This is a genomic window from Algoriphagus mannitolivorans DSM 15301 (assembly GCF_000429425.1).
Taxonomy (GTDB): Bacteria; Bacteroidota; Bacteroidia; order Cytophagales; family Cyclobacteriaceae; genus Algoriphagus; species Algoriphagus mannitolivorans.
Genome location: NZ_KE386902.1, coordinates 401,849 through 424,847, shown reverse-complemented (window position 1 = coordinate 424,847; position 22,999 = coordinate 401,849). Strand labels below are relative to the sequence as shown.

Sequence of the window (22,999 nt, the reverse complement as noted above, 5' to 3'; positions counted from 1 at the left end):
ATTTGCACCGAATCATTTCGCCCAATATCCATGACTTTCAGAAGTTTTCTACTTGTCATTTCCCTTTTTTTAACTCCAATCATCGTCCAAGCTCAGCTTATTGTTGATCAAAATAACCCAGAGCCACTTCCCGAAGAGGTCAATCTGACCACTCCGTACCATACAACTATCAGCTTTTTTTATTACCTCGAAGCAGACAACTTTTCTCCAACTGAGGCAGCCAGAGCCATGAACTTCTCCAATATCAAGGGGAATAAAGGGGAACTGGCTATAAAGCTCAAGCAGATCTTGGAAGGTAAAGGAATTATCATCCACACCAGTGAAATTCCCAATGAGCCTAACTACCTGGATTCTGCAGGAGGCAATGATGCCAGATTTTACTTTGACCGGGTAAAGGCCCCTTCCATTTTCCTTGAAAAAGTCGGAAAGCAATGGAAATTCTCTCCTTATACTGTTTCCAGAATTGACAGGATCCATTCGGAAACCTATCCTTTTGGCACCGCCAAACTCCTGAATATTCTCCCCAAAATCGGCACCGATGAATACCTGGGGCTTCAGCTCTGGCAACTCTTTGGCTTGACCATTCTGATCCTTTTCACCTTTCTGGCTCACATGGTCTTTACCTTTTTGGTGGATAGGGGGCTTATTTACCTGCTCAAAAAACTAGGATATGGCTACATCGGGGAAAACTACCTCCTCCCCATCGCCAAAATCACCAGCTTTTACCTGATCGTAGTAGTCTTGTCCCTTTTGATGAGAGTTCTTCAGCTACCTGCAGAAATTTGGGCTTGGATTGTCATCATTTTCAACACCCTGAAGCCATTCCTGATCACGGTGATTTTTTACAAAATCGTCGATATCATCGCGGCGTATTTCCAACATCTGGCGACTAAAACCGAATCTACTCTGGATGACCAGCTGGTTCCTTTGGTCAGGAAAACCCTCAAAGCATTGGTCATCTTGGTCGGGACGCTTTTTATCCTCAGAGACGGACTGAATTTTGACATTATCCCTTTCCTTACCGGACTTTCCATTGGTGGTGTGGCAATTGCCTTGGCCGCTCAGGATACCATCAAAAACTTCTTCGGCTCCATCATGATCTTCATCGACAAGCCATTCCAAGTAGGCGACTGGGTGACTTCGGGAGATATTGATGGCACTGTAGAAGAGGTGGGCTTCCGCTCCACCCGTATCCGGACTTTTCGGAATTCTGTCATGTATGTGCCCAATGGAAAAATCGCAGATTCCGTGGTGGACAACCATGGGCTGAGAGTCTATCGAAGATTTTTCACCACCCTGACCGTGACCTATGACACTCCTCCACAACTCATCGATGCTTTTGTCCAGGGATTGAGAGAGATCGTCTTGGCACATCCGGATACTCGAAAGGATCTTTTCCATGTGTATTTCAACAATCTATCGGCCTACAGTCAGGACATCATGTTCTACATTTTCTTCGAATTGCCTACTTGGGGCGAGGAGCTGAGAGCAAGGCATGAAGTGCTGATCCAGATTGTCAAGCTTGCCAATTCTCTAGGAGTGCGTTTTGCGTTCCCGACTCAAACCCTCCACATGGAGAGTTTTCCGGAGAAAAAGGCCCTGATCCCGAATTATCCAGAGCAAGAGGCTTATCAGAAAAACCTTCGGGACTTCTTGAGTAAAGAGCTCGGCAAAAAGATCAATTGATCAAGGCTGGATGTTCAGATACGTTCGCTGAACATGGGTTATCCCTGATTCATCCTGAGTTCGAACCCAGAAAATGAACAGACCTTCCAACTCAGAAAATCGGGTTTCGGGAAGTCCATCAGGCGTTTTTTGCCAAAATAAAACTGTCCTCCAATCCGGAAACCTAGCTCCTTTGGCAGGCTGGGAAAACTGAGCTCGATCCATTTCCACCAAAGGTTGCAGTCCCAAATAATCAAAAAATCGAGCACTCGGAGCTAAGGGAAAAAGGCCAAAGTTATTTCCATAACTCGTCCAACTCAGAACTCCCGGATAGGTCCGCTCATTGAGGTAAAACTCCCGATTAAGCACCTCCAGCTTTTGCATAAATTTGGGATTGAAACTTGCCAATAGGTCTGAGTCAAACACCGGCATGGCATCTACCAAAATCAAGGGATTGGCGTCAAACTGCCTTTTTGCGGCTTCATCCAAAAGTCGGAACTCCTTCCTTTTGTCTCTAGTCCTGACCAACACGCTTGGGACATACTCTCTCAAAACCGTCTCCACATCCTCAAATCGGGTATAATCATCCAAGTTGTAAGTGTAATCGGCCACGAATCCTGTGACAATTTCCATAGAATCCAGCTCATAAACTTCCTTGTAATACGCCTCCACCTGCGCGGCTTTGATCAGCTTTTCCAGCATAGGCAAATCCTTTTCAGAAATCCTCAGCCTAGGGAATTGAAAATCAGCCCGGAAAGTAGTTTTAATGACCGGAGAGCTCACCTGAATTCCCGGCATTTCAGCTCCATTTTCCAGTTGGATAATCATCCGGTTCCAGTTTTTCAAGCCTCCGATATCATAAACCAATTTCCCCTCAGAGTCTGGCATGTCCGTGTAAAGGGCGCTTTGTTTTCCGTGAACCGAAAGAAAAAAAGTTGAGTTGGGATCCGGATTGGGGATCTTGACCTCTACGATATGACCAAAAAGCTCGGGGTAAAATTCTTGTTTCTCGAGAACGGAATAGGTCTGAGTGGCGGGAAGCTGTACTTGCTCTTCTATGAGATAGGGATTGGCAATGGAAAGCCCCAAAGAAATAATTTTACCCGAAGGTAAAGGCAAGGAATTGCCTACAGAAGCTGTTTTGGATAAATCCCTTTCGGATCTTACTTCCGGTAACACAGGAGAACTCTCCTCGTTTTGGGGAGGGATATTCGGGTTGATAATGGTGATAAACTGCTGGGCTATTCCCTTTTCCAAATCCAAATAAGGACTGATCCGGGTATAAACTCGAAGCAGGTAGTTTGCGGAGGGAATACTGGGTTTGATGTTGAAAAAATTCAAAGCCTTACCAGAGCTCAGGGGGATTTTCACATAGTCCACCGAATTATTTTGGGCATCAACCAACTCTGCATATAGCACTTGTGAAGGACTCGGGCTCTGTCCAAGGCTCACTTCTGCCTCTATCCAGATTTTCTCACCGGGAAAATAAAGCGTCTTGGGAATAGAAAATGTCACTTCTTCTACCTTCCCATCCGAAGAATTAATCTGAGCAGGGGATTTCCCTATCCCTCCAAAAACAAAGAGCAGCAGGCACAGAAATAACTTCAAGCCTGAATTAGGGATCGTGGAATTACTCATCTTTCCAAAAATCTGGTTTTACACGTGAGGCATATAAGGTGCAGTCAGCACATCTTCTCGGAGTCGGATAGTAGGCCACAATGGTGGTTCCCTGCATTAATTCCCTAGCAGGAAGGATAGATCCATCTCCAAACTTTGATTTGTAACTAGCTGAAATAACAGGCTCTTGATCCACCACGCAATCATTGAATGCTGGATCCAGGTAATTCCAAGGCGATACTTCCGAAAGATTGATATAAATCCTTTTCTGCTTGACCACTCCCATGCTGACTTGGCCAATCACGGGAATATTGGGATTATCCATATTTTGGATATTTCCACCGATCAGGGAAGGCAAAGGGCTGAATATAGAGCCGATGTCCTCGGTATTTTTCTTCAAAATTTCCCAGAATTTAACCGACTCTTCCTCAATGGCTTTTTGGGAAATCAGAATACTGTATCGCTCCATAATCCGCTCATCCCCGGTTGGAATTTCAGCAATAGTCTTCCGAAATACCACCTGTTCCTGGAACCTTGAACTGGTCTCCAAAAGGATGTCAGGGTTGGATTCTGACTTGAAGCAAAGAGCAATCTGTTCTGCCTCGGTTCGGTCTCGGACTGTTCCAATGGATGCATCATAAATGTAAGTAGTCCGGATTCGAGGTCTGTAGATCCAGGTCTCTTCATAAGTCCATAGAAAATCATCCGCATTCTGGTCACCCTGAGTGGTCACATATACTTCTACTCCCTCTGAATCTCTGACAAAGCCCGCATCAAGGATATCCGGCGTCAAGATGGGCCGCATGGGCTTGGACTGATATCGGTCTCCATTTCTGAGTAAAATCTCCAAGACATAGGTATTCTGTTCTGGGACATTATGCTGAAAAACGTAGGTTCCGGGATTGCTTTCCACCAAAGGATAACGCTCTCCGGTACTCGAACTCAAAATCACAATGGCTCCTCTTTCTGGCGCCAAATCAGGATCCACATCCAAAGGAACGGTCCAGCTAAGTTTCAGTTCACTTTTGGTCCCTTCAGAATCCAAATATCCCTCCACCACCAGAATCATGGTGTCTGAACTTGGGATTTCCGGATCAAAAGGTGTCCGACAGGCCCAGAAAAGGCCAAAACCCAAAAGAAATATCCAAGCTACCCTACGCATCAAAATCTAAAGTTATAGCTGATAAATGGAATGGGTTCAGCAAAAATGGAAAGCTGATACCCCTTTAATTTCCCTCCCTCAGGCACATAGTACACCGAGTAGGCGTTGTCTCGTCCGAGAATATTGTACACTCCTGCTGACCAAGAACCGTGAGCTACTTTTTTCACCTTGTGATTTCCCTCCAAATTGACCGAAAGATCTAAACGAAAATAATCCGGAATCCTAAAGGAATTCCGATCGGCAAAGTAAACTCGCTCCGAACCTCCATAATTAAACTTCGCCACGGGCAAAGTCACCGGACGTCCCGTACTATATTTCCCCGCTAGGGTGGTATTCACACGTCGGCTGAGCTCGTAGTTCAAGACCAAATTGGCATTATGCGGCTGGTCAAAATTGCTCGGATACCATTCCGACCGGTTGATTTGCTCTTTCCTCTCTAAAGGATCCGTTTGCAATAAGGATCTGCTGTACGTGTAGGCAATGGACCCATTCAGTCTGCCAGTCACTTTTTTCAGGTAAAGCTCCAATCCATAGGCCTTTCCCTGAGTCACCAATACATCCTGCTCAATTCTGTCATTCAATACCAACGTAGCTCCTGAACGGTAATCCAGCACATTTCTCATGTTGCGGAAATAAACCTCTCCGGAAAACTCAATGGCATTGTTGGCCAAATTTCTGAAATACCCCAAGGCATATTGAATCCCAGTCTGAGGCCTGAGAAAAGCATCACTGAGCTTCCAGGTATCTGTCGGGGTGATCACTGAGGAATTGCTCAACAGGTGAATATTTTGACGCATGGTATTGACACCAGCCTTGATCGAGGACCAGTTGTTTAAGGCATATCTACCCGAAAGCCTGAGCTCTGGACCCAAGTAAGACTGGATCAAATTGCCACTTTCATAGGAAGTTTCGCCGATGATATTCTCCGGAAAGAATGCTTCCCCCGGGGCATAGACCGGCAAGGTCTGGGGTCCAAAGTTGCCAAACCAATTGAGACGAACTCCTCCGCTGAGGGAAAGCTGCTCATTGACTTCAAATTCATCTCCCAAGAAAAGAGAAGCCTCTACTCCTTTTTCCTTTGGCACAAAATCAGGATTCACGATACTTTCTGCTCCAAATGGATCAATTTTTCCCGGATTCAAATCATATAAAATCCCATGAAACCCATAATTCAAAATATGCCGATCTCCCAAGTCCTGACGGAATTGGGCCTTCAGAAAACGCTGTTGAATTTCAAATCCATAGGAATAAGAATTGAGCGGATTGTCTTTTCCCAGGACATTAAAATCATAGCGGTCCTGCCCGATTGAAAAATTCCCCTCCACCTGCTCATTGAAATAATGCGTCCAAGTCAAGGCATAATTCAAATTGGAATAGCTGTAAACCGTATCCGGATCAAACTGAAATCTATCCTTGCTGTAATATCCAGACATCCGAAGCTGATCCTTTTCCCCGATCTGGTGGTGAATCGTGACATTGTAGTCCCCAAAATAGGCTCGGGAAGCTCCCAAGTCCGCTTTGTCTTCCAAGTAATCCAAGAGCCAATCCGAATAGGTCATCCGGCTGCCCAATACAAAAGTCGTTTTTTCGCCCAAGGGACCCTCTAAGCTCAACCGGCTGGTCATCGGACCTATTCCTCCAGATCCTCCAATCTTGTCTGACCTCCCCTTTTTGGGGCTCACCTGGAGCACCGAGGACAGCCTCCCGCCATAACTCACCGGAATTCCGGCCTTATACAGTTCCACCCCGGATACCATATCCGAATTCACCGCGGAGAAAAAGCCAAACAAATGGGAAGGATTAAAAAGCGTGTTTTGATCCAAAAGGATCAGATTTTGGTCGGCAGCACCTCCGCGCACATTAAAGCCCACACTCGCTTCTCCGGCAGTATTCACTCCTGGCATGGTCAGGATGCCCCGGATGATATCCACTTCACCCATCACCGCCGGCAGCTTCCGCATCTGTTGCACACTTAAGGTCTGCACGCCCATCTCTGGTCTGCTGACATTGGATAAAGCTCCCGAGCGGACTACGACTTCATTGAGAGAAAATACTCCCTCTCCAATGGTAATATCCAAACCCGCATCTCCTTGAATATCCAATAGCCGCTGCTCGGTGTAGCCCCCGATATTTTGAATCAAAAGCGTCTGATTTCCCTTTGGAAGTGTGATTTCGTATTTCCCTTCCCGGTTGGTGATGGTCTGGCGCTGACTTTCTTTTTCAAAAACGATTGCCCCTTCGATCGGCTTTTGGTTTTCCAAACTTAGAATCGTCCCGGAGATCTTGGCCTCTCTTCCGGGCCCAGGCGTGCCTAAGGTGTACCGTCGATTTCTCACAAACTCATCCTGAATCAAGGAAGTACCGTTTTGAGTTTGGGTTCGAAGGAGATAATCCGGAGGAAAACTGACCAGCAGCTTTTCCCCTTTGGAAATAAACACCTCCTTTTGACTAGAGATGGAAAATTTAAAATTGGTCTTGGCAAAAATCACTCCCAAGACATCTTCCAGCCTGTCCCGGTTTGCCTGTAAATTGACTGTAATCTCACTAAGCTCAGATTCCTTGAAGTAAAAGCGGTAGGATGTCTGCTCCTCCACCAGCTCCACAAATCTGCTGAAACTCGTTCCCGGAAAAAATCCGGAAATACGGTCTGCCTCTTGGCCAAAAAGCATGTGGCAAGAAAGAAAAAAGGAAAACAAAAGGAGTAATTTCTGCTTCATGCTAGGACTAGAGCTGGACTAAAAATCTTAAAAATGAATCCGGATCCTGTTTGAAATTGAGCTGTTGGGATTTAAGCTCTTTCTTGATCGTTTTCTTTTCCAGCCCCAGGATTTCGAAGGCTTGTTTTGACTTCTGAACCGGAAAAAATTTCCCGTTTTTCCAGAGGAAATAATCCTCCTTGATCAGGTAAACTTCATCGAACTTGGACATTTCCCGCAGGGGTTTGGTAGTTTTATACCGCTTCGCCAAGGCAGTAAATTCGCCTTCTCCGAGGACCTGATAGATTCCGTTTCCGTTCTTGGCATATCCTTCATTTCCTGAAAATTGCCGAAAACCGGCTCCATTGCCGAGGGTAAACCCGTCGATTTTCTCAGGCTTAATCAGGATTTTGCGGTTGAACACCGGATGGAAGGTCACTACCTGATCCCGGTAAATGTCATACAAAAGAGGTACTTCGGGATAGATGATGCCATTGATGGAAAGGCTGCCCTTTTCAAATTGTCGGGAAAAATAATAGGGATCGCCTTCGATGAGTCTGGAAGGCTCTGCATATTGCCCTCCGGTAATCAGCTCCTGGAAATGGGGAAATTCTTCTTGGTATTCGGGCAAAAAGGCCAGATTCTTACCAGCTACCTGAGCGAACAAACCTTTGCAAACAAAAAAGGAAACTGAGAAAAAGAAAAATATTATTTTACCCATCCCGAAAAATACGACGGAAAATCAGCTTAGATGCCTTTTCCAAAAAATATGTTTAAATGGTCAATTTTGGCCTTTAAGTGGATTAAATACTAAACTCAAACCTCATGACCACCCGAAGAAACCTCCTCAAATCCCTTGCCCTTACCCCACTGGCCTTAGCCTCCTCTTCCGTCTCCTCCTATGCTGAGCCCAAAAAAGCAAGTAAGTTCAAATTCTCTCTCAATACCAGCACGATTCGGGGTCAAAAGCTAAGTCTTCCCGAAATCATCGAGCTGGCTGCCCGTGCCGGGTACGATGGCTTCGAACCTTGGATGATGGAAATTCAGGGGTATTTGGATTCTGGAAAAAGCTTGGCTTCTCTGAAAAAGCTGGCTTCAGATGCCAGATTGGAGTTTTTTGACTGCATCGGTTTTCCGACCTGGATGGCTCAGGATGCAGAGAAGAGCAAAATTGGATTTGCTCAAATGGAAAAAGAAATGGGGATTTTGGCAGACTTGGGTTGTCCACGGGTGGCTGCCCCGGCCATTGGAACGGAGGCTCCCTTGGATCTGATGCAGGCCGGGGAAAAATACAAGCGATTGTTGGAACTGGGAAGAAAAACCGGAGTCATGCCTCAGCTGGAGTTTTGGGGAGCATTTCCCTCCTTTCATCATTTGGGGCAAGCTATGATGGTGGCTGCTGTGGCAGATGACAAAGACGCCAAAATTCTGGCCGATGTGTATCACCTGTTTCGGGGAGGTTCAGGATTTGAAGGCATGAAAATGCTCGATGGGCAGGCGATTGATATATTTCACATGAACGATGTACCCGCTTCGATTCCAAGACTGGAGCAGCAGGACAAGGACCGGGTGATGCCCGGAGACGGCGCTGCTCCTATGCAAGAATTGGCCAATACCCTCAAGGCCAAAGGCGGGGAAATTATCCTTTCCCTGGAACTCTTTAATCCTACCTACTATGCCATGGATGCAGGAGTGGTGGTGAAAGAGGGATTGGAGAAGATGAAAAGATATTTTTGATACTTCGACAGGCTCAGTACAAGTTTTGATTTACGAATTTCGAGGGGATGAGTAGGGTTGATGCTCAAGTTTTCCCTCACTAGGAGTTGAATGCATGCCTAAGCGGAGTTTGAAACCCACCTAGGAGTTGAATTTTTACCTAAGCGGAGTTTGAAACTCCGCTTTTATATTTTCCGAAATTTGTAATTCCGCATTCTTATCCAAAGGGGGTACTTCCCAAGTCCCCCCTCCCACTTCAATACCCCATCGTTGGACCTTTTTACTCCACGCTTGCGCCTTTTTGGTTCAACGTTGCACCTTTTTGGTCCGGCCTTGAACCATTTTGTTCCTAGGTTCCACCTTTTAACTCCGACGTTAAGTCTTTTTGGTCCAACGCTCCGCCTTTGAGGTCCATCGTTGAGGCTTTTTGCTCGAAGGCTGCGCCTTTTTGGTCCAATGCTGAGGCTTTTTGGTTCACGCTTGCACCTTTTTAGTCCAACAAGGTATGGATAGGCTTTTGTGCTACCAAGCTTTTGTGCCTAACGGCACAATTGTTAGCGATATTTCACGCTAGAGATTAACGAAACTTGAGTTTGTACCTTAAAGCACTTTTAAAGGATATTTATTTCGAATTATCCTTTTCAGGACACTACTGAACTCGGGAAAATTACTCTTTGAAATTGAAATCTAGCTATAACAATATGCTGAATTAGTCCCGTAGGGACGAAAGGAAAAGGTCCGGGGTAATGCAAACAATCCTTATTTGCGTATTCGTGGCCATTTTCAATAATCCGTATCCCGGTTGACCAATCCCACCGGCCCCCTTGTCAAGGGGGAGTTTTGGGCATACGTTTCCATTCCTAATTCCTAATTCCTAATTCTCAATTAATCCTATTTCGTGTCTTTGTGGCCAATTTTCCACTCTTCCAATTTAAAAATCTTTCAATCCCCCCTCACCCAAACAAATCCGAGCTCAGGTACCGGTCTCCCCGGTCGCAGGTAATGCAGACGATTACCCCTTCTTCGAGTTCTTTGGACAGTTCAATCGCAGCGTGAAGAGCTCCTCCACTGCTCATTCCGGCCAAGATGCCTTCTTCTTTGGCCATTCTTCGGGTCATCTCCGTGGCCTGATCTTGGGACACGTCGATTACCCGGTCCACCCGTTCCTTTTCAAAAATCGCCGGCAAAAACTCCGGAGACCATCGGCGAATCCCCGGAATACTAGATCCATCTGTAGGCTGAGTCCCTACAATCTGAATATTAGGGTTCATTTCTTTCAAAAATCGAGACACTCCCATGATGGTTCCTGTAGTTCCCATGGCTGAGACAAAATGGGTGATTTTGCCATCCGTGTCTTTCCAGATCTCAGGCCCGGTAGTCTTGTAATGCGCTAAGTAATTATCCGGATTGGCAAACTGGTTGAGCATGTAGTAGCCTTCTTGGGCATTCATTTCTTCCGCCAGTGTACGGGAATATTCTATGGTTTTCGCTGCAGGGGTCAAGATCACTTTGGCTCCATAAGCTTCCATGGAAAGCACCCGTTCTTTGGTAGAATTATCCGGCATGATCAGGGTCATGTCCAGGCCGAGGACTTTGGCGACCATGGCCAGGGCAATCCCTGTATTTCCGCTGGTCGCTTCCACGAGCTTGTCACCTTTCCGAATATCTCCACGGTCCAGAGCTGAGCGGAGCATGTTGTAAGCTGCCCGGTCTTTGACACTTCCTCCCGGGTTTTGGCCTTCCAGCTTGCAGTAGATTTTCACTTTGGGATTGGTGGGAATATGTTCCAATTCCACCTGTGGGGTATTGCCTATCAGTTCAAAGAGTCTCATCGAAATCATTTTTAAATACATAGCGGTCAGTCACCAAGCCATCTTCGTGATGGATCTGAGTTTGGTAATAGACCTTGGAATTAGCCGGAACAGACTTGGTTAGCCAGACATTCCCACCAATGGTAGAATTTTTCCCCACAATGGTTTTTCCGCCCAAAATGGTAGCTCCTGCGTAAATCACCACGTGATCTTCAATCGTCGGGTGACGCTTGACATCGGCATCAGCCTTATCCACACTCAAGGCTCCCAGAGTTACGCCTTGGTAGATTTTCACGTGATTCCCGATGAGGGTTGTCTCCCCGATAACCACCCCTGTCCCATGATCGATGCAGAAAAACTGCCCAATGGTAGCCCCAGGGTGAATATCAATCCCGGTACGGCTGTGTGCGAGTTCGGTAATCATTCTCGGGATCAGCTTGACCCCTTGCTGATGGAGAACGTTTGCGATTCGGTAGGCAGCGATGGCATAAAATCCAGGATAGCTGCGCAAAATCTCCGTTTTAGACTTAGCCGCAGGATCTCCCTCAAACATGGCTTGCACATCTTGGTGCACCCAATCGAAGACTGTTTCAAGTTTTTGGAAAAACTCCAAGGCAATCTGGCTCCCTTCTCCCTGATGAAGGTGCTTATTACGGTTGAGAATTGCTGCCAGGGTTTCTTTCAACAAAGTCAATCTGGCAGAAACTTCCTCTTCAGACTTTGCTTTCTGAAGGGCGTACTCGGGGAAGAGCAAGCCCAAAGTTTCTTCAAAAAACTGTTGGATTACTTTGGGAGATGGGCAATCCGAGCACTCTTGGTGTGCTTGGTAAATTTTTGAAACAAGGGAATTCATAGGTTTGAGGCTAGGTCTTTACAGCACAAAACCCACTCGAATCACATATGGTTCAGCATAGTAGGAAGTTTGCCTATCGTAAAGGACATTGTAAAGGAAAGTGAAATTGGCCCCTCCCCTATTTCCAAAGGGGGCAAAGTAGCCTCCACCCACAAATAAGGCATTGGCCCAGGTTCTTCGAAAGTCTAAATCTGTTTGGCTGTATCTATTCCAATTGATTTTTTCATATTCTGCATGGGCAAAAATATTGGGTAAGACATTGTATCTACCAAATACGCGTCCTCCATAGGATGAGCCGTTGGCTCCAAAAAATCGGTTGTCATCGTAATATTGGTAGGTCAATCCTACTCCACTGGAAAGTTTTGGGGTGATCATTACTCCGACTAAAGGAGAAATATCGATAAAAGTCAAGCCTCCAAATTGCATCCCTAGATTCCCTCCAAAGTAAACTCTGTCTTTAAATGAAACCGAGTCCCTGCTGATTTCCCGCTGCGCAAAGGTGGCAGAATGAGCCAGGGAAACTAAAAAGAGAACAAGTAGGAATGCTTTACTTTTGGACAACAACATAAAGGTCTTCTGTTTGCTTTTTCATGAAATATCTCTCGCGGGCGAATTTCTCCAGAAGCTCTGGATTGCTCATCAAAGCCTCTCTCTCCGCTTTGATTTGAGCCTTTTTTTCATGGTAAAACTCCTTTTGGTTTTCCAGATCCCAAAGCTTCTTACTTAAACGGATTTGATTGACAAGGTTATTGGAATCGATGAAAATCATCCAGAATAAAAAGAATAGGGTAGCCACTACATAAAAATTACTGCTGTATTTAAAGAGCTTTTTCATCTGTGAAGAATTGACTTTTATGGATCACTTCGATCATCACCGGAAAGTACTTTGGAAAAGCACCCATAGCAAGGGTCTTTTTTCCAAGATTCGATCTTTTAGAAATCGATTGGTAAAAGGAAGTTACAAAAATGGTGCAAGAAAAAAGGCAGCCCCGTTTCTGAAGCTGCCTTTGTAGAAATATTGTTGAGATTATTTCAATCTTCCTTTGAATACAGCTGATTCGCCCAGTTGCTCTTCGATTCTGAGCAATTGGTTGTATTTGGCCATACGGTCAGATCTGGAGGCAGAACCTGTTTTGATCTGTCCACAGTTGGTTGCTACTGCCAAATCCGCGATGGTAGAATCTTCAGTTTCACCGGATCTGTGAGACATTACTGCTGTGAATCCAGCTTTGTGAGCAAGATTTACGGCATTCAAAGTCTCGGTCAAGGTCCCGATTTGATTTACTTTTACCAAGATGGAATTGGCGGATTTCTCTTCGATACCTCTCTTCAAGAACTTCACGTTGGTCACGAAAAGGTCATCACCGACCAACTGCACTCTATCTCCGATTTTAGCAGTCAACATCGCCCAGCCAGTCCAATCTTCTTCAGCACATCCGTCTTCGATAGAATCGATTGGATATTTTTCAGTCAATTCGGCCAAGTAAGCCACTTGCTCTTCGATAGATCTCACCTTACCAGTAGGACCTTCAAACTTAGAGTAATCGTATTTTCCGTCCTTAAAGAATTCAGAAGAAGCACAATCCAATGCAATGGTCACGTCTTCACCTGCTTTGTATCCGGCTTTTGAAATGGCGTCCAAGATGCAAGCCAAAGCTTCCTCAGTTCCTCCGGAGAAATTTGGAGCGAATCCACCTTCATCCCCTACAGCTGTGCTGAGGTTTTTGTCATGAAGGATTTTCTTCAGGCTATGGAAAATCTCAGCACCCATTCGGATCGCCTCAGAGAAGCTTGGAGCACCTACAGGTCTTACCATGAATTCCTGGAATGCGATAGGAGCATCAGAGTGAGATCCACCGTTGATGATATTCAACATGGGAACAGGAAGGGTATTGGCATTCACTCCACCGATATAACGGTAAAGCGGCTGGCCTGACTCCATTGCGGCAGCTTTTGCGACAGCTAGAGAAACACCCAAGATTGCATTTGCACCTAGTTTGCTTTTGGTAGGAGTACCGTCCAAATCAATCATGATCTGGTCGATGGTATTTTGCTCAAATACGTCCATCCCTACCAATTCAGGAGCGATGAGTTCATTGACATTAGCAACGGCTTTCAATACGCCTTTGCCTAAGTATCTGCTTTTGTCTCCGTCTCGTAGTTCTACTGCTTCATTAACCCCGGTAGAAGCACCGCTAGGCACGGCCGCACGGCCAAAAGCACCATTTTCGGTTACTACATCCACTTCCACGGTTGGGTTACCTCTGGAATCCAGGATTTGTCTTGCATGAATTGATTGAATAAGGGTCATAGTTTTAAAAGGTTTATTAGAATTAGTTGTTGTTGATCATGGAAATAAAATCATCAAATAGATATCTGGAGTCATGAGGTCCAGGGGATGATTCCGGGTGGTATTGAACAGAAAAAGCTGGCTTGTTTTTCAGTCGGATTCCGGCAACAGTATTATCGTTGAGGTGAACGTGGGTAATTTCTACCTGGTCATTCTTCTCAGTATCTTCTCTGACTACATTGAAGCCGTGATTTTGGGAAGTGATTTCACTTTTTCCGGTCAAAAGATTCTTGATCGGATGGTTCAAGCCTCGGTGTCCGTGGTGCATTTTGTAGGTTTTGATCCCTACTGCTTCTGCCAAAAGCTGATGTCCTAAGCAGATTCCGAATACTGGTTTTCCAGTTTCCAAGATGTCTTTGACAGTGTCCACCGCATATTCCATTACCGCGGGGTCGCCGGGACCGTTGGAAAGGAAGTAAGCCTGAGGAGCCCATGCTTCCATTTCTGCCAGTTTGGTTTTGGCAGGATATACTTTGCAGTACACGCCTCTGGAAGCAAGATTTCTAAGAATATTCTTTTTGATTCCGAAGTCTAAACAAGCCACTTTCACGGGAGCATTTTCATCTCCGAAGAAATAGGGTTCTTGGGTACAAACTGTGGAAGAAAGCTCCAATCCATTCATGTCGGGAACTTTGGCCAGCTCTTTCTTGAGACCTTCCAAATCACCTTCAAATTCAGAACTGATGATTGCATTCATTGCTCCTTTTGTTCTGAGGTGTCTTACCAGCTTCCGGGTATCAATGTCAGCAATACCTGTGATACCGTATTTGACAAGGTATTCTTGGAGGGTGCCGGAGGCATCCAATCGGGAGTGGATTTCGGAGAAACTGTTGACCACAATACCTGCCACGCAAGGGTGATCAGACTCGACTTCTTCGGCGTGGACCCCATAGTTTCCAATATGGGAAGTGGTGGTCACCACTATTTGTCCGGTGTAAGACGGATCGGTGTAAATTTCCTGATATCCAGTCATTCCGGTGTTAAAGCAGATTTCTCCGCCATTGGTTCCTGGATTGCCGATTAGGGAACCATGAAACACTGTCCCGTCAGCCAAAAGAAGAGTTGCTTTCTTTTTTATCATTGTAGTTTAGGATTGCCCAAAGTTAACCAAAACTTGGGAGGAGGATAAGGAAATAGATATAAAAAAAGGATTGAACAGAAGTCCAATCCTTTTGATATTTGAATAGCGATTCAATTATTTTTCTTCGTTTTCGCCTTCAGTAGATGCTTCAGGAGCGCTAGGCTCTTCAGCTTTTGCTTCAGCTACAGGAGCTGCAGCAGGTGCTTCAGTAGCTTCTGCTTTACCAGTTGATCTTCTGGATCTTCTAGTAGTCTTCTTAGCTGGCTTAGCATCTTTCAACATCAATTCGTTGAAGTCAACCAATTCAATGATACACATCTCAGCATTGTCACCTAGACGGAAACCAGTTTTGATAATTCTGGTATATCCACCTGGACGGGTGCCAACTTTCTCGATCACCTCACCGAAAAGGGCTTTGATAGCCTCTTTGCTTTTAAGGTAGGAGAAAGCTACACGTCTGTTGTGTGTTGTATCTTCTTTAGCTCTGGTTACCAGAGGTTCTACAAACTTCTTCAATTCTTTAGCCTTGGCAAGCGTGGTGGAAATACGCTTGTGAAGAATGAGGGAAGTTGCCATGTTGGAGAGCATAGCCTTTCTGTGTGAGGCTGTTCTACCAAGGTGGTTAAATTTCTTACCGTGTCTCATTGTTGTTTATTCTTCGTCAAGTTTATACTTAGAAATGTCCATCCCAAAGGTCAGACCTTTCTCTTGGATCAGTTGCTCAAGCTCAGCAAGAGACTTCTTACCAAAGTTTCTGAATTTCATCATGTCAGAAATTTCAAGCTTAGCAAGATCACCTAGAGTTCTCACATCAGCAGCTTTCAGACAGTTGAACGCTCGAACAGAAAGATCGAGGTCGCTCAAAGAAGTCTTAAGCAATTTTCTCATGTGAAGGAATTCCTCATCGATAGGCTCTGGCTCTGCGATACCGGTAGAATCCAGGACCATAGTCTGGTCAGAAAACAACATGAAGTGCTGGATCAAGATCTTTGCAGATTCCTGAAGTGCTTTCTCAGGGTGGATAGAACCATCCGTAGAAACTTCAAGGATCAATTTTTCAAAGTCAGTTTTCTGTTCTACTCGAGTATTTTCTACGCTGTACTTCACATTCTTAATCGGAGTGAAGATGGCGTCGATTGCAATTTGACCGAATACCTGCTCTTTGGGCTTGGATTCTTCAGCTGGCAAATACCCTCTACCTTTTTCGACTGTCAATTCAATCTCGAAGTTTTTGGTCTCGTCAATATGACAGATCACCAATTCAGGATTCAGGACTTCGAAAGAAGAAGTGAACTTAGCAATGTCCCCAGCGGTGAAAACAGACTGATTTTTGATTTCCACAGTGATTTTTCCGTCAAATGCTTCGTGCACTTTCTTGAATCTCACCTGCTTCAGGTTCAAAATAATATCGGTCACGTCTTCTACTACACCCTCAATGGTGGAGAACTCATGAACCACTCCCGGTATTTTAATAGAAGTGATGGCGTATCCCTCCAAGGAAGAAAGCAAAATTCTTCTTAGGGCGTTACCGATGGTAACTCCATAGCCTTTTTCAAGAGGTTTGAAGGTGAACAAGCCATGAAAGTCGTCGGCTTTCTCCATCACCACTTTCTCAGGCATTTGAAATGCTAGTATGGACATATATCTCGTTCTTTTTTTTAGCTGAAAATAGTAAAATATTACTTAGAGTAAAGTTCGACAATGAGCTGCTCCTTGATATTCTCTGGAATATCATCTCTGCCTGGAACACTGACGAATTTGCCTGACAAAGAAGCATTATCCCACTCTAACCATGGATATCTGTTTGCTCCTCTTCCTGCCAAGCTGCTGGTGATAGCTTCAAGAGACTTAGAACGCTCTCTTACTGAAACCACATCACCAGGCTTCAAGGTATAAGAAGGAATGTTAACCACCTCACCGTTTACCAAAACGTGCTTGTGAGATACAAGCTGTCTTGCGCCACGACGGGTTGGGGCAATTCCCATACGGTACACGGTGTTGTCCAAACGAGCTTCTAGAAGCTGAAGAAGGTTTTCACCGGTGATACCTGATTTTCTGGAAGCGATGTCAAACATCTTAGCGAACTGTCTTTCCAAGACGCCATAGATGTATTTGGCTTTCTGCTTCTCAGCAAGCTGGATAGCATATTCAGACTGCTTCTTTCTCCTGCTACGGCCATGCTGACCTGGAGGGTAGTTTTTCTTTTGAAGCGCCTTGCTATGCCCTTCAATAGCCTCTCCAAATTTTCTGGAGATCTTTGCCTTAGGACCTGTATATCTTGCCATTCTGTTACTTTTTTAAAATTAAACTCTTCTACGCTTAGGAGGACGACAACCGTTGTGCGGCATAGGAGTCACGTCAATAATTGTCGTTACATCCAAACCTACGTTTTGCAAAGTTCTGATCGCAGATTCACGACCAGCGCCTGGACCTTTTACGAACACTTCGATTTTTCTCAAACCAAGGTCGTATGCTACTTGTCCGCAGTTTTGAGCGGCCATTTGAGCAGCGTAAGGAGTATTTTTCTTTGAACCTCTGAAACCCATTTTACCGGCAGAAGCCCAAGAGATCACTTGACCTGCATTGTTGGTAATGGAGATAATAATGTTGTTGAAAGACGCTCTGATGTGAGCTTGTCCTACAGCTTCAACTTTTACTACTCGCTTTTTACCTTTTGCTTTATCGTTTCTTTTCTGAGCCATAATCTAAATCAGGTTTTATTTAGTTGCTTTCTTTTTGTTGGCAACTGTTTTACGCTTACCCTTCCTTGTTCTGGCGTTGTTCTTAGTACCTTGACCGCGTACAGGAAGTCCTTTTCTATGTCTTAAACCTCTATAACATCCGATATCCATCAGACGCTTGATGTTTAATTGGATCTCTGATTTCAACACACCTTCAGTTCTGAATTCTTCAGCGATGATGTTACGGATGGCAGTAGACTCTTCGTCATTCCACTCACCTGCTTTTTTGTCGAAAGAGATACCGGCCTTGCTCAGGATCGCTTTGGCTGAACTTCTACCAATTCCGAAGATATAGGTAAGTCCGATTTCGCCCCGCTTATTGTCTGGTATGTCTACACCTGCAATTCTAGCCATGATTAACCTTGTCTTTGTTTAAACTTAGGATTCTTCTTATTGATGACGTAAAGTTTTCCGTTTCTTCTGATCACCTTACAGTCAGCACTTCTCTTTTTAATAGATGCCTTAACTTTCATATCAGTCTATTTATATCGATATACTATTCTGCCTTTTGTTAAATCATAGGGAGATAATTCCAATTTGACTCTATCTCCGGGGAGGATTTTGATATAATTCATCCTCATTTTTCCAGAAATATGGGCAATCAATTGATGTCCATTTTCCAGCTCAACTTTAAACATTGCATTAGACAATGCCTCTGTTATGGTACCGTCTTGCTCGATTGATGTCTGTTTGGCCATATTAGAATTTAATATTCTCTTCTATGTATTTGTGTGTTGTCAACACCTCGGTTCTATCTTCAAATATTGCGACTGTATGCTCATAATGGGCTGATGGTTTCCTGTCAGCTGTTCTGATCGTCCATCCGTCTCTTTCCTGCACTATGTTTCTTGTGCCCAGATTGATCATCGGTTCAATCGCAATCACCATTCCCTCTTTTAACAAGGGACCACTGCCTTTTTTGCCATAATTGGGGACCTCAGGTCCTTCGTGGAGACTTTTACCTAAACCATGACCGACTAATTCCCGGACCACAGTATAGCCTTTGGCTTCTACGAACTTTTGAATGGCATGTCCAATATCTCCAACGCGATTGCCGGATATGGCTTGCTCAATTCCCAAATAGAGTGAATCTCGGGTGGCTTTAAGTAATGCTAAGACAGAAGGGGAAACCTCACCTACAGGATATGTATAAGCGGAATCGCTATGAAAACCTTGGTGAAAGACTCCACAATCTACTGAGATTATATCGCCATCTTTCAATTCATATTCACTTGGAAAACCATGAACCACAACTTCGTTCACGGAAATACAAAGTGAAGCAGGAAACCCGTTGTAGCCCTTAAAGGAAGGAACTGCTCCGTGGTCTCTGATAAACTCTTCAGCAATTTTGTCAAGGAAAGAGGTCTTTACCCCCTCCCTGATATTCTTGGCGACTTCTCCATGAGCTCTACCCAGAATATCGGCACTCTCTCTAATCTTTTGTACCTCTTCCGAGGACTTGTAATGGATCATTTTAGGCAACCTGGTAATTGGAAGGGTTATTCTTCAAATTACCTGACTTCATCATTCCCTCATAGTGTCTCATCAACAAATAACTTTCAATTTGTCTCAAAGTATCCATGATCACACCTACCATGATCAATAGGGAAGTACCTCCATAAAACTGTGCAAATTCACCACCTACTCCAGCGATAATTGCCAGAGCTGGAAGAATTGCAACCGCTGCCAAAAGGATAGAACCCGGAAGCGTAATTTTGGAAATAATCCCATCAATAAATTCAGATGTAGGAGCTCCTGGTTTGATGCCTGGAACAAATCCACCATTTCTCTTCATGTCCTCAGCAATTTGCTCAGGATTTACAGTGATAGCTGTGTAAAAGAAAGTGAAAATGATAATCAATGCAGCAAACAACAAGTTGTACTGCCAGGAAGTGAAATCAGAGAAAGTGGTACCAATGTAATTGGCAATATCACTTTCACCAGCCCAAATCTGAGCAATCAATGCTGGAACAAACATTAAAGACTGAGCAAAGATGATAGGCATAACCCCAGAAGCATTCACCTTGATAGGAATGTACTGACGCTGTCCACCATATACTTTGCCGCCCACGACCTGTTTCGCATACTGTACAGGAATTCTACGCGTAGCTTCAGTAAGAGCAATCACTCCTACCACTACAAAGAACAAGACACCTGCTTCAATCAATAGTAAAAGCAACCCTGATGTATTTTTTTCCAAAACCTCGGCGATAATCGCACCAGGGAATCTGGAAATAATACCTATCATGATTAGCATAGAAATACCGTTACCGATACCTTTTTCTGTGATTTTCTCTCCCAACCACATACAGAACATGGTACCTGCGGAAAGAAGAACTAAAGAGCTAAACATGAAAAGGGAGGTACTAACCATTACCGCACCAGTTGGAAGAATGGTAGCAGTCACATAACCGACACCTTGTGCCACGGTGATGGCGATGGTTAATACTCGAGTGATCTGGTTGATTCGTTTTCTTCCGGATTCACCCTCCTTTTGCATTTTTTGAAAATAGGGTACTCCGACAGTAAGCAACTGCAACACGATAGATGCAGAGATATAAGGCATAATTCCCAATCCAAAGATGGAGGCATTACTAAAAGCTCCACCCAAAAAGGTATCAATCAATCCAAAAATTCCTTCTGGAGCATCACCAAGTCTAGAAGGATCTACACCTGGAAGTACGACGAATGAACCTAATCTGAAGATGATCAAGAATCCAATCGTATTTAGAATACGGACTCTCAAATCTTCGATTGAGAAAATATTTTTAACTGTCGAAATAAACTTTTTCATTTATTAAATCTTGTTTACAGTCCCACCGAGTTTTTCGATAGCTTCTCCAGCAGAGGCTGAAAACTGGTGTGCAGTGACGTCCAATTTGGCTTTCAATTCTCCTCCGCCCAATACTTTGATTTTATCGTTTTTAGAAGCGATTCCGTGAGAAACCAAAGCTTCCATATCGACTGTAGTCAAATTGTATTGTTCAGAAAGGGATTGCAAGGTATCCAAATTTACCGGTTTGAATTCAACCTTGTTCAAAGATTTGAAGCCAAATTTAGGAACTCGTCTTTGAAGTGGCATCTGACCACCTTCAAAACCGATCTTAGACTTATATCCAGATCTTGACTTAGCTCCTTTGTGACCTCTAGTAGAAGTTCCACCTCTACCGGATCCGGTACCTCTACCGATTCTTTTTCGGTTTTTGGTTGAACCTTCGTTTGGAGTTAATGTATTCAGTTTCATAATTAAGCTTCCTCCACTTTTACCAGGTGATTCACTTTATTTACCATTCCAGCGATCTGAGGAGTTTGTTCAACTACCACAGACTTGCTGATACGACCCAGTCCCAAAGCAGTGATTGTTGCCTTCTGATCTTTTGGTCTTTTGATCGTACTTTTTACCTGCGTGATTTTAATCTTTGCCATGATAATTATCCGTTAAAGACTTTAGCCATTTTCACACCTCTTTGCTGAGATACAGCGATGGCATCTCTAAGCTGGACCAAAGCATCGATTGTTGCTTTAACCACGTTGTGAGGGTTTGAGGATCCTTTGGATTTTGCCAATACGTCAGTGACGCCTGCAGATTCCAACACAGCACGCATCGCACCACCGGCAATTACACCAGTACCCGCTGCTGCTGGCTTGATCAACACCAAACCACCACCAAATTTTCCGATTTGCTCGTGAGGTATTGTACCTTTCAAAACTGGTACTTTTACCAGGTTTTTCTTAGCATCTTCGATGCCCTTGGTGATCGCGTCAGTTACTTCGTTTGCTTTTCCCAAACCGTAACCTACAACACCTTGGCCATCGCCTACAACCACAATCGCAGAGAAGGAGAATCTTCTACCACCTTTCACCACTTTAGCTACTCGGTTGATCGCTACTACTTTCTCTTTAAGGTCTGTATCTGTAGCCCTAATGGGTTTTCTTCTTACTTGAGACATAATGATTAGAATTTAAGGCCTCCTTCTCTGGCACCGTCTGCCAAAGCTTTAACATTACCATGATACAAGTAACCATTTCGGTCAAAAACCACAGAGGAGATACCGTTTGCAACAGCTCTTTCTGCTAATTTCTTCCCTACTTCTTTGGATACTTCTACGTTAGTGTTGGCTTTTGCCCCAAGTTCTTTGGAAGAAGCCTGAGCCAAAGTACGACCTTGAAGATCGTCAACCAATTGTGCATAAATGCCTGTATTGCTTTTGAATACTGACAACCGTGGTCTGGAATCAGTACCAGAAATCTTTCTTCTGATACCCTGCTTGATTCTAAGTCTTCTGGAATTCTTATTAAATGCCATAACCTATTATTTTTTACCGGCAGTTTTACCAGCCTTACGTCTAACTTGTTCACCAACGAAGCGCACACCTTTTCCTTTGTAAGGTTCAACCTTACGTAGGGATTTGATTTTAGCGGCTACTTGTCCGATCAATTCTTTATTGATTCCTTCTAGGGTAATGATTGGGTTTTTACCTTTTGGAGTTTCTGTCTTAAGAGAAATTTCCTGAGGCAAAGCCATGAAAATGCTGTGAGAGTAGCCTAAGCTTAACTCAAGCACTTGGCCCTGATTGGAAGCCTTGTAACCTACACCCACAAGTTCCAAGTCTTTTTTGTACCCTTCAGATACACCGATCACCATATTGTTGATCAAGGCTCTGTAAAGTCCGTGCATAGACTTGTGTCTTTTGGAATCAGTAGGTCTAGTGACAACTAGTTCGCTGCCTTCTACTTTCACCTGAATATCGGGATTCACATCCTGAGTCAGTGTACCCTTTGGACCTTTAACAGTGACAGCTCCTGGAACTGACACGTCTACAGTAACACCGCTGGGTAGATTTATTGGTTTTTTACCTATTCTAGACATGATAGTAAATTAATATACGTAGCAAAGTACTTCGCCACCGATACCTTCGGTACGGGCTTCTTTGTCAGTCATCACACCTTTAGAGGTGGACACGATAGCAATACCCAAGCCGTTGATTACGCGAGGTAATTCATCGTGCTTTACGTATTTTCTCAAACCTGGAGTACTAACTCTCTGAAGGCTCACGATTGCATTTTGCTTGGTAGTCGGATTGTACTTCAGGGCGATTTTAATAGTGCCCTGAGGTCCGTTTTCTTCAAACTTATAGTTTTGAATATATCCTTTGTCGTGCAAAACTTTTGTGATCTCCTTCTTAAGGTTAGAAGCAGGTATCTCAACGATTCTATGAGACGCTTTGATTGCGTTTCTCAATCTTGTTAGATAATCAGCTATTGGATCAGTCATAGTCATTATAAGTCTAGCGCCACCCGAATTGG

Annotated in this window: 27 protein-coding genes; 2 read left to right on the top strand and 25 right to left on the bottom strand. The window is 44.3% G+C overall.

All coding sequences use genetic code 11. From position 1 onward, the window contains the following. Positions 1-30: 30 nt before the first annotated feature. A complete protein-coding gene (locus tag G458_RS0118945; RefSeq protein WP_026953301.1) occupies positions 31-1,686 on the top strand; it encodes a mechanosensitive ion channel family protein in 1,656 nt (551 codons plus the stop codon). On the opposite strand, the gene G458_RS0118940 is transcribed toward G458_RS0118945, so the two are convergent. From G458_RS0118940 to G458_RS21180, 4 genes are read right to left on the bottom strand one after another with little or no spacing between them, the layout of a single operon-like run. Beyond that, the gene (locus tag G458_RS0118940) at positions 1,687-3,303 is read right to left on the bottom strand and encodes a hypothetical protein (RefSeq protein ID WP_026953300.1); all 1,617 of its coding nucleotides are present in this window, start codon (positions 3,301-3,303) and stop codon (positions 1,687-1,689) included. Continuing rightward, positions 3,296-4,444: a DUF4249 domain-containing protein gene (locus G458_RS0118935; RefSeq protein WP_026953299.1), complete on the bottom strand. Its 1,149-nt coding sequence runs from the start codon at positions 4,442-4,444 to the stop codon at positions 3,296-3,298. The genes G458_RS0118940 and G458_RS0118935 overlap by 8 nt, the downstream gene beginning before the upstream one ends. Further along, positions 4,444-7,161 carry a TonB-dependent receptor gene (locus G458_RS0118930; protein ID WP_026953298.1) on the bottom strand — a complete coding sequence of 906 codons (2,718 nt, stop codon included), beginning with the start codon at positions 7,159-7,161 and terminating at the stop codon, positions 4,444-4,446. The genes G458_RS0118935 and G458_RS0118930 overlap by 1 nt, the downstream gene beginning before the upstream one ends. Positions 7,162-7,168: 7 nt before the next feature. Then, positions 7,169-7,771: a hypothetical protein gene (locus G458_RS21180; RefSeq protein ID WP_157359860.1), complete on the bottom strand. Its 603-nt coding sequence runs from the start codon at positions 7,769-7,771 to the stop codon at positions 7,169-7,171. Between the two features lie 194 nt (positions 7,772-7,965). Here G458_RS21180 and G458_RS0118920 point away from each other — a divergent pair, with 194 nt between their 5' ends. Continuing rightward, positions 7,966-8,877 carry a sugar phosphate isomerase/epimerase family protein gene (locus G458_RS0118920; RefSeq protein WP_035468479.1) on the top strand — a complete coding sequence of 304 codons (912 nt, stop codon included), beginning with the start codon at positions 7,966-7,968 and terminating at the stop codon, positions 8,875-8,877. A gap of 932 nt (positions 8,878-9,809) precedes the next feature. Here the strand turns inward: G458_RS0118920 and cysM are convergent. The 21 genes from cysM to rpsH form a co-directional block, all read right to left on the bottom strand. Continuing rightward, positions 9,810-10,688, bottom strand: coding sequence for a cysteine synthase CysM (gene cysM, locus G458_RS0118910; protein WP_026953296.1), 879 nt, complete (start codon positions 10,686-10,688; stop codon positions 9,810-9,812). Beyond that, on the bottom strand, positions 10,675-11,520 hold the full coding sequence (gene epsC, locus G458_RS0118905) for a serine O-acetyltransferase EpsC (protein WP_026953295.1): 846 nt from the start codon (positions 11,518-11,520) through the stop codon (positions 10,675-10,677). The genes cysM and epsC overlap by 14 nt, the downstream gene beginning before the upstream one ends. An 18-nt stretch (positions 11,521-11,538) precedes the next feature. After that, positions 11,539-12,087, bottom strand: a complete 549-nt coding sequence (locus G458_RS0118900; RefSeq protein ID WP_026953294.1) for a hypothetical protein — start codon at positions 12,085-12,087, stop codon at positions 11,539-11,541. Beyond that, on the bottom strand, positions 12,068-12,355 hold the full coding sequence (locus tag G458_RS0118895) for an FtsB family cell division protein (protein ID WP_026953293.1): 288 nt from the start codon (positions 12,353-12,355) through the stop codon (positions 12,068-12,070). Before G458_RS0118895 ends, G458_RS0118900 begins: the two co-directional genes overlap by 20 nt. Positions 12,356-12,547: 192 nt before the next feature. Beyond that, positions 12,548-13,831, bottom strand: coding sequence for a phosphopyruvate hydratase (eno, locus tag G458_RS0118885; protein WP_026953292.1), 1,284 nt, complete (start codon positions 13,829-13,831; stop codon positions 12,548-12,550). A 22-nt stretch (positions 13,832-13,853) separates the two neighbouring features. Then, entirely contained in the window at positions 13,854-14,951 is a 1,098-nt protein-coding gene (gene carA / locus G458_RS0118880; protein WP_026953291.1) for a glutamine-hydrolyzing carbamoyl-phosphate synthase small subunit, read from the bottom strand. A gap of 114 nt (positions 14,952-15,065) precedes the next feature. Then, positions 15,066-15,596 carry a 50S ribosomal protein L17 gene (gene rplQ, locus G458_RS0118875; protein ID WP_026953290.1) on the bottom strand — a complete coding sequence of 177 codons (531 nt, stop codon included), beginning with the start codon at positions 15,594-15,596 and terminating at the stop codon, positions 15,066-15,068. Between the two features lie 6 nt (positions 15,597-15,602). Next, positions 15,603-16,592, bottom strand: a complete 990-nt coding sequence (locus G458_RS0118870) for a DNA-directed RNA polymerase subunit alpha (protein ID WP_026953289.1) — start codon at positions 16,590-16,592, stop codon at positions 15,603-15,605. A 38-nt stretch (positions 16,593-16,630) separates the two neighbouring features. Continuing rightward, positions 16,631-17,236 (bottom strand): 30S ribosomal protein S4, encoded by a 606-nt coding sequence (rpsD, locus tag G458_RS0118865; RefSeq protein WP_026953288.1) that lies wholly within the window; start codon positions 17,234-17,236, stop codon positions 16,631-16,633. 18 nt (positions 17,237-17,254) lie between these two features. Further along, the gene (rpsK, locus tag G458_RS0118860; protein WP_026953287.1) at positions 17,255-17,653 is read right to left on the bottom strand and encodes a 30S ribosomal protein S11; all 399 of its coding nucleotides are present in this window, start codon (positions 17,651-17,653) and stop codon (positions 17,255-17,257) included. Positions 17,654-17,668: 15 nt separating this feature from the next. Beyond that, positions 17,669-18,046: a 30S ribosomal protein S13 gene (rpsM, locus tag G458_RS0118855; RefSeq protein ID WP_026953286.1), complete on the bottom strand. Its 378-nt coding sequence runs from the start codon at positions 18,044-18,046 to the stop codon at positions 17,669-17,671. Between the two features lie 2 nt (positions 18,047-18,048). Further along, positions 18,049-18,165, bottom strand: a complete 117-nt coding sequence (gene rpmJ, locus G458_RS21175) for a 50S ribosomal protein L36 (protein ID WP_035468476.1) — start codon at positions 18,163-18,165, stop codon at positions 18,049-18,051. Positions 18,166-18,171: 6 nt separating this feature from the next. Next, entirely contained in the window at positions 18,172-18,390 is a 219-nt protein-coding gene (gene infA, locus G458_RS0118850; RefSeq protein ID WP_026953285.1) for a translation initiation factor IF-1, read from the bottom strand. 1 nt (position 18,391) lies between these two features. Next, a complete protein-coding gene (gene map / locus G458_RS0118845) occupies positions 18,392-19,165 on the bottom strand; it encodes a type I methionyl aminopeptidase (RefSeq protein ID WP_026953284.1) in 774 nt (257 codons plus the stop codon). A gap of 1 nt (position 19,166) precedes the next feature. Next, the gene (secY, locus tag G458_RS0118840) at positions 19,167-20,486 is read right to left on the bottom strand and encodes a preprotein translocase subunit SecY (protein ID WP_026953283.1); all 1,320 of its coding nucleotides are present in this window, start codon (positions 20,484-20,486) and stop codon (positions 19,167-19,169) included. 3 nt (positions 20,487-20,489) lie between these two features. Beyond that, positions 20,490-20,936, bottom strand: a complete 447-nt coding sequence (gene rplO, locus G458_RS0118835) for a 50S ribosomal protein L15 (protein ID WP_026953282.1) — start codon at positions 20,934-20,936, stop codon at positions 20,490-20,492. 2 nt (positions 20,937-20,938) lie between these two features. Continuing rightward, positions 20,939-21,118, bottom strand: coding sequence for a 50S ribosomal protein L30 (gene rpmD / locus G458_RS0118830; RefSeq protein WP_026953281.1), 180 nt, complete (start codon positions 21,116-21,118; stop codon positions 20,939-20,941). Positions 21,119-21,123: 5 nt separating this feature from the next. Continuing rightward, complete coding sequence (gene rpsE, locus G458_RS0118825) at positions 21,124-21,642, bottom strand: 30S ribosomal protein S5 (protein WP_026953280.1); 519 nt, start codon at positions 21,640-21,642, stop codon at positions 21,124-21,126. 5 nt (positions 21,643-21,647) lie between these two features. Continuing rightward, entirely contained in the window at positions 21,648-21,998 is a 351-nt protein-coding gene (gene rplR, locus G458_RS0118820) for a 50S ribosomal protein L18 (protein ID WP_026953279.1), read from the bottom strand. Positions 21,999-22,004: 6 nt separating this feature from the next. Next, positions 22,005-22,562 carry a 50S ribosomal protein L6 gene (gene rplF, locus G458_RS0118815; protein ID WP_026953278.1) on the bottom strand — a complete coding sequence of 186 codons (558 nt, stop codon included), beginning with the start codon at positions 22,560-22,562 and terminating at the stop codon, positions 22,005-22,007. Between the two features lie 9 nt (positions 22,563-22,571). Then, on the bottom strand, positions 22,572-22,967 hold the full coding sequence (gene rpsH, locus G458_RS0118810; protein WP_026953277.1) for a 30S ribosomal protein S8: 396 nt from the start codon (positions 22,965-22,967) through the stop codon (positions 22,572-22,574). Positions 22,968-22,999: the final 32 nt, after the last annotated feature.

Bases quoted from the DNA above. Each gene is read 5' to 3' on its own strand.
- G458_RS0118895 (WP_026953293.1), bottom strand. From the start codon at position 12,355: ATGAAAAAGCTCTTTAAATACAGCAGTAATTTTTATGTAGTGGCTACC.
- rpsE (WP_026953280.1), bottom strand. From the start codon at position 21,642: ATGTCTCAAGTAAGAAGAAAACCCATTAGGGCTACAGATACAGACCTT.
- G458_RS0118935 (WP_026953299.1), bottom strand. From the start codon at position 4,444: ATGCGTAGGGTAGCTTGGATATTTCTTTTGGGTTTTGGCCTTTTCTGG.
- map (WP_026953284.1), bottom strand. From the start codon at position 19,165: ATGATCCATTACAAGTCCTCGGAAGAGGTACAAAAGATTAGAGAGAGT.
- rplR (WP_026953279.1), bottom strand. From the start codon at position 21,998: ATGGCATTTAATAAGAATTCCAGAAGACTTAGAATCAAGCAGGGTATC.
- G458_RS0118930 (WP_026953298.1), bottom strand. From the start codon at position 7,161: ATGAAGCAGAAATTACTCCTTTTGTTTTCCTTTTTTCTTTCTTGCCAC.
- rpsM (WP_026953286.1), bottom strand. From the start codon at position 18,046: ATGGCTAGAATTGCAGGTGTAGACATACCAGACAATAAGCGGGGCGAA.
- eno (WP_026953292.1), bottom strand. From the start codon at position 13,831: ATGACCCTTATTCAATCAATTCATGCAAGACAAATCCTGGATTCCAGA.
- rpsK (WP_026953287.1), bottom strand. From the start codon at position 17,653: ATGGCTCAGAAAAGAAACGATAAAGCAAAAGGTAAAAAGCGAGTAGTA.
- rplF (WP_026953278.1), bottom strand. From the start codon at position 22,562: ATGTCTAGAATAGGTAAAAAACCAATAAATCTACCCAGCGGTGTTACT.
- G458_RS0118940 (WP_026953300.1), bottom strand. From the start codon at position 3,303: ATGAGTAATTCCACGATCCCTAATTCAGGCTTGAAGTTATTTCTGTGC.
- G458_RS0118920 (WP_035468479.1), top strand. From the start codon at position 7,966: ATGACCACCCGAAGAAACCTCCTCAAATCCCTTGCCCTTACCCCACTG.
- rpsD (WP_026953288.1), bottom strand. From the start codon at position 17,236: ATGGCAAGATATACAGGTCCTAAGGCAAAGATCTCCAGAAAATTTGGA.
- secY (WP_026953283.1), bottom strand. From the start codon at position 20,486: ATGAAAAAGTTTATTTCGACAGTTAAAAATATTTTCTCAATCGAAGAT.
- rplQ (WP_026953290.1), bottom strand. From the start codon at position 15,596: ATGAGACACGGTAAGAAATTTAACCACCTTGGTAGAACAGCCTCACAC.
- rpmJ (WP_035468476.1), bottom strand. From the start codon at position 18,165: ATGAAAGTTAAGGCATCTATTAAAAAGAGAAGTGCTGACTGTAAGGTG.
- carA (WP_026953291.1), bottom strand. From the start codon at position 14,951: ATGATAAAAAAGAAAGCAACTCTTCTTTTGGCTGACGGGACAGTGTTT.
- G458_RS0118870 (WP_026953289.1), bottom strand. From the start codon at position 16,592: ATGTCCATACTAGCATTTCAAATGCCTGAGAAAGTGGTGATGGAGAAA.
- epsC (WP_026953295.1), bottom strand. From the start codon at position 11,520: ATGAATTCCCTTGTTTCAAAAATTTACCAAGCACACCAAGAGTGCTCG.
- infA (WP_026953285.1), bottom strand. From the start codon at position 18,390: ATGGCCAAACAGACATCAATCGAGCAAGACGGTACCATAACAGAGGCA.
- rpmD (WP_026953281.1), bottom strand. From the start codon at position 21,118: ATGGCAAAGATTAAAATCACGCAGGTAAAAAGTACGATCAAAAGACCA.
- G458_RS0118945 (WP_026953301.1), top strand. From the start codon at position 31: ATGACTTTCAGAAGTTTTCTACTTGTCATTTCCCTTTTTTTAACTCCA.
- rplO (WP_026953282.1), bottom strand. From the start codon at position 20,936: ATGAAACTGAATACATTAACTCCAAACGAAGGTTCAACCAAAAACCGA.
- G458_RS0118900 (WP_026953294.1), bottom strand. From the start codon at position 12,087: ATGTTGTTGTCCAAAAGTAAAGCATTCCTACTTGTTCTCTTTTTAGTT.
- cysM (WP_026953296.1), bottom strand. From the start codon at position 10,688: ATGAGACTCTTTGAACTGATAGGCAATACCCCACAGGTGGAATTGGAA.
- rpsH (WP_026953277.1), bottom strand. From the start codon at position 22,967: ATGACTGATCCAATAGCTGATTATCTAACAAGATTGAGAAACGCAATC.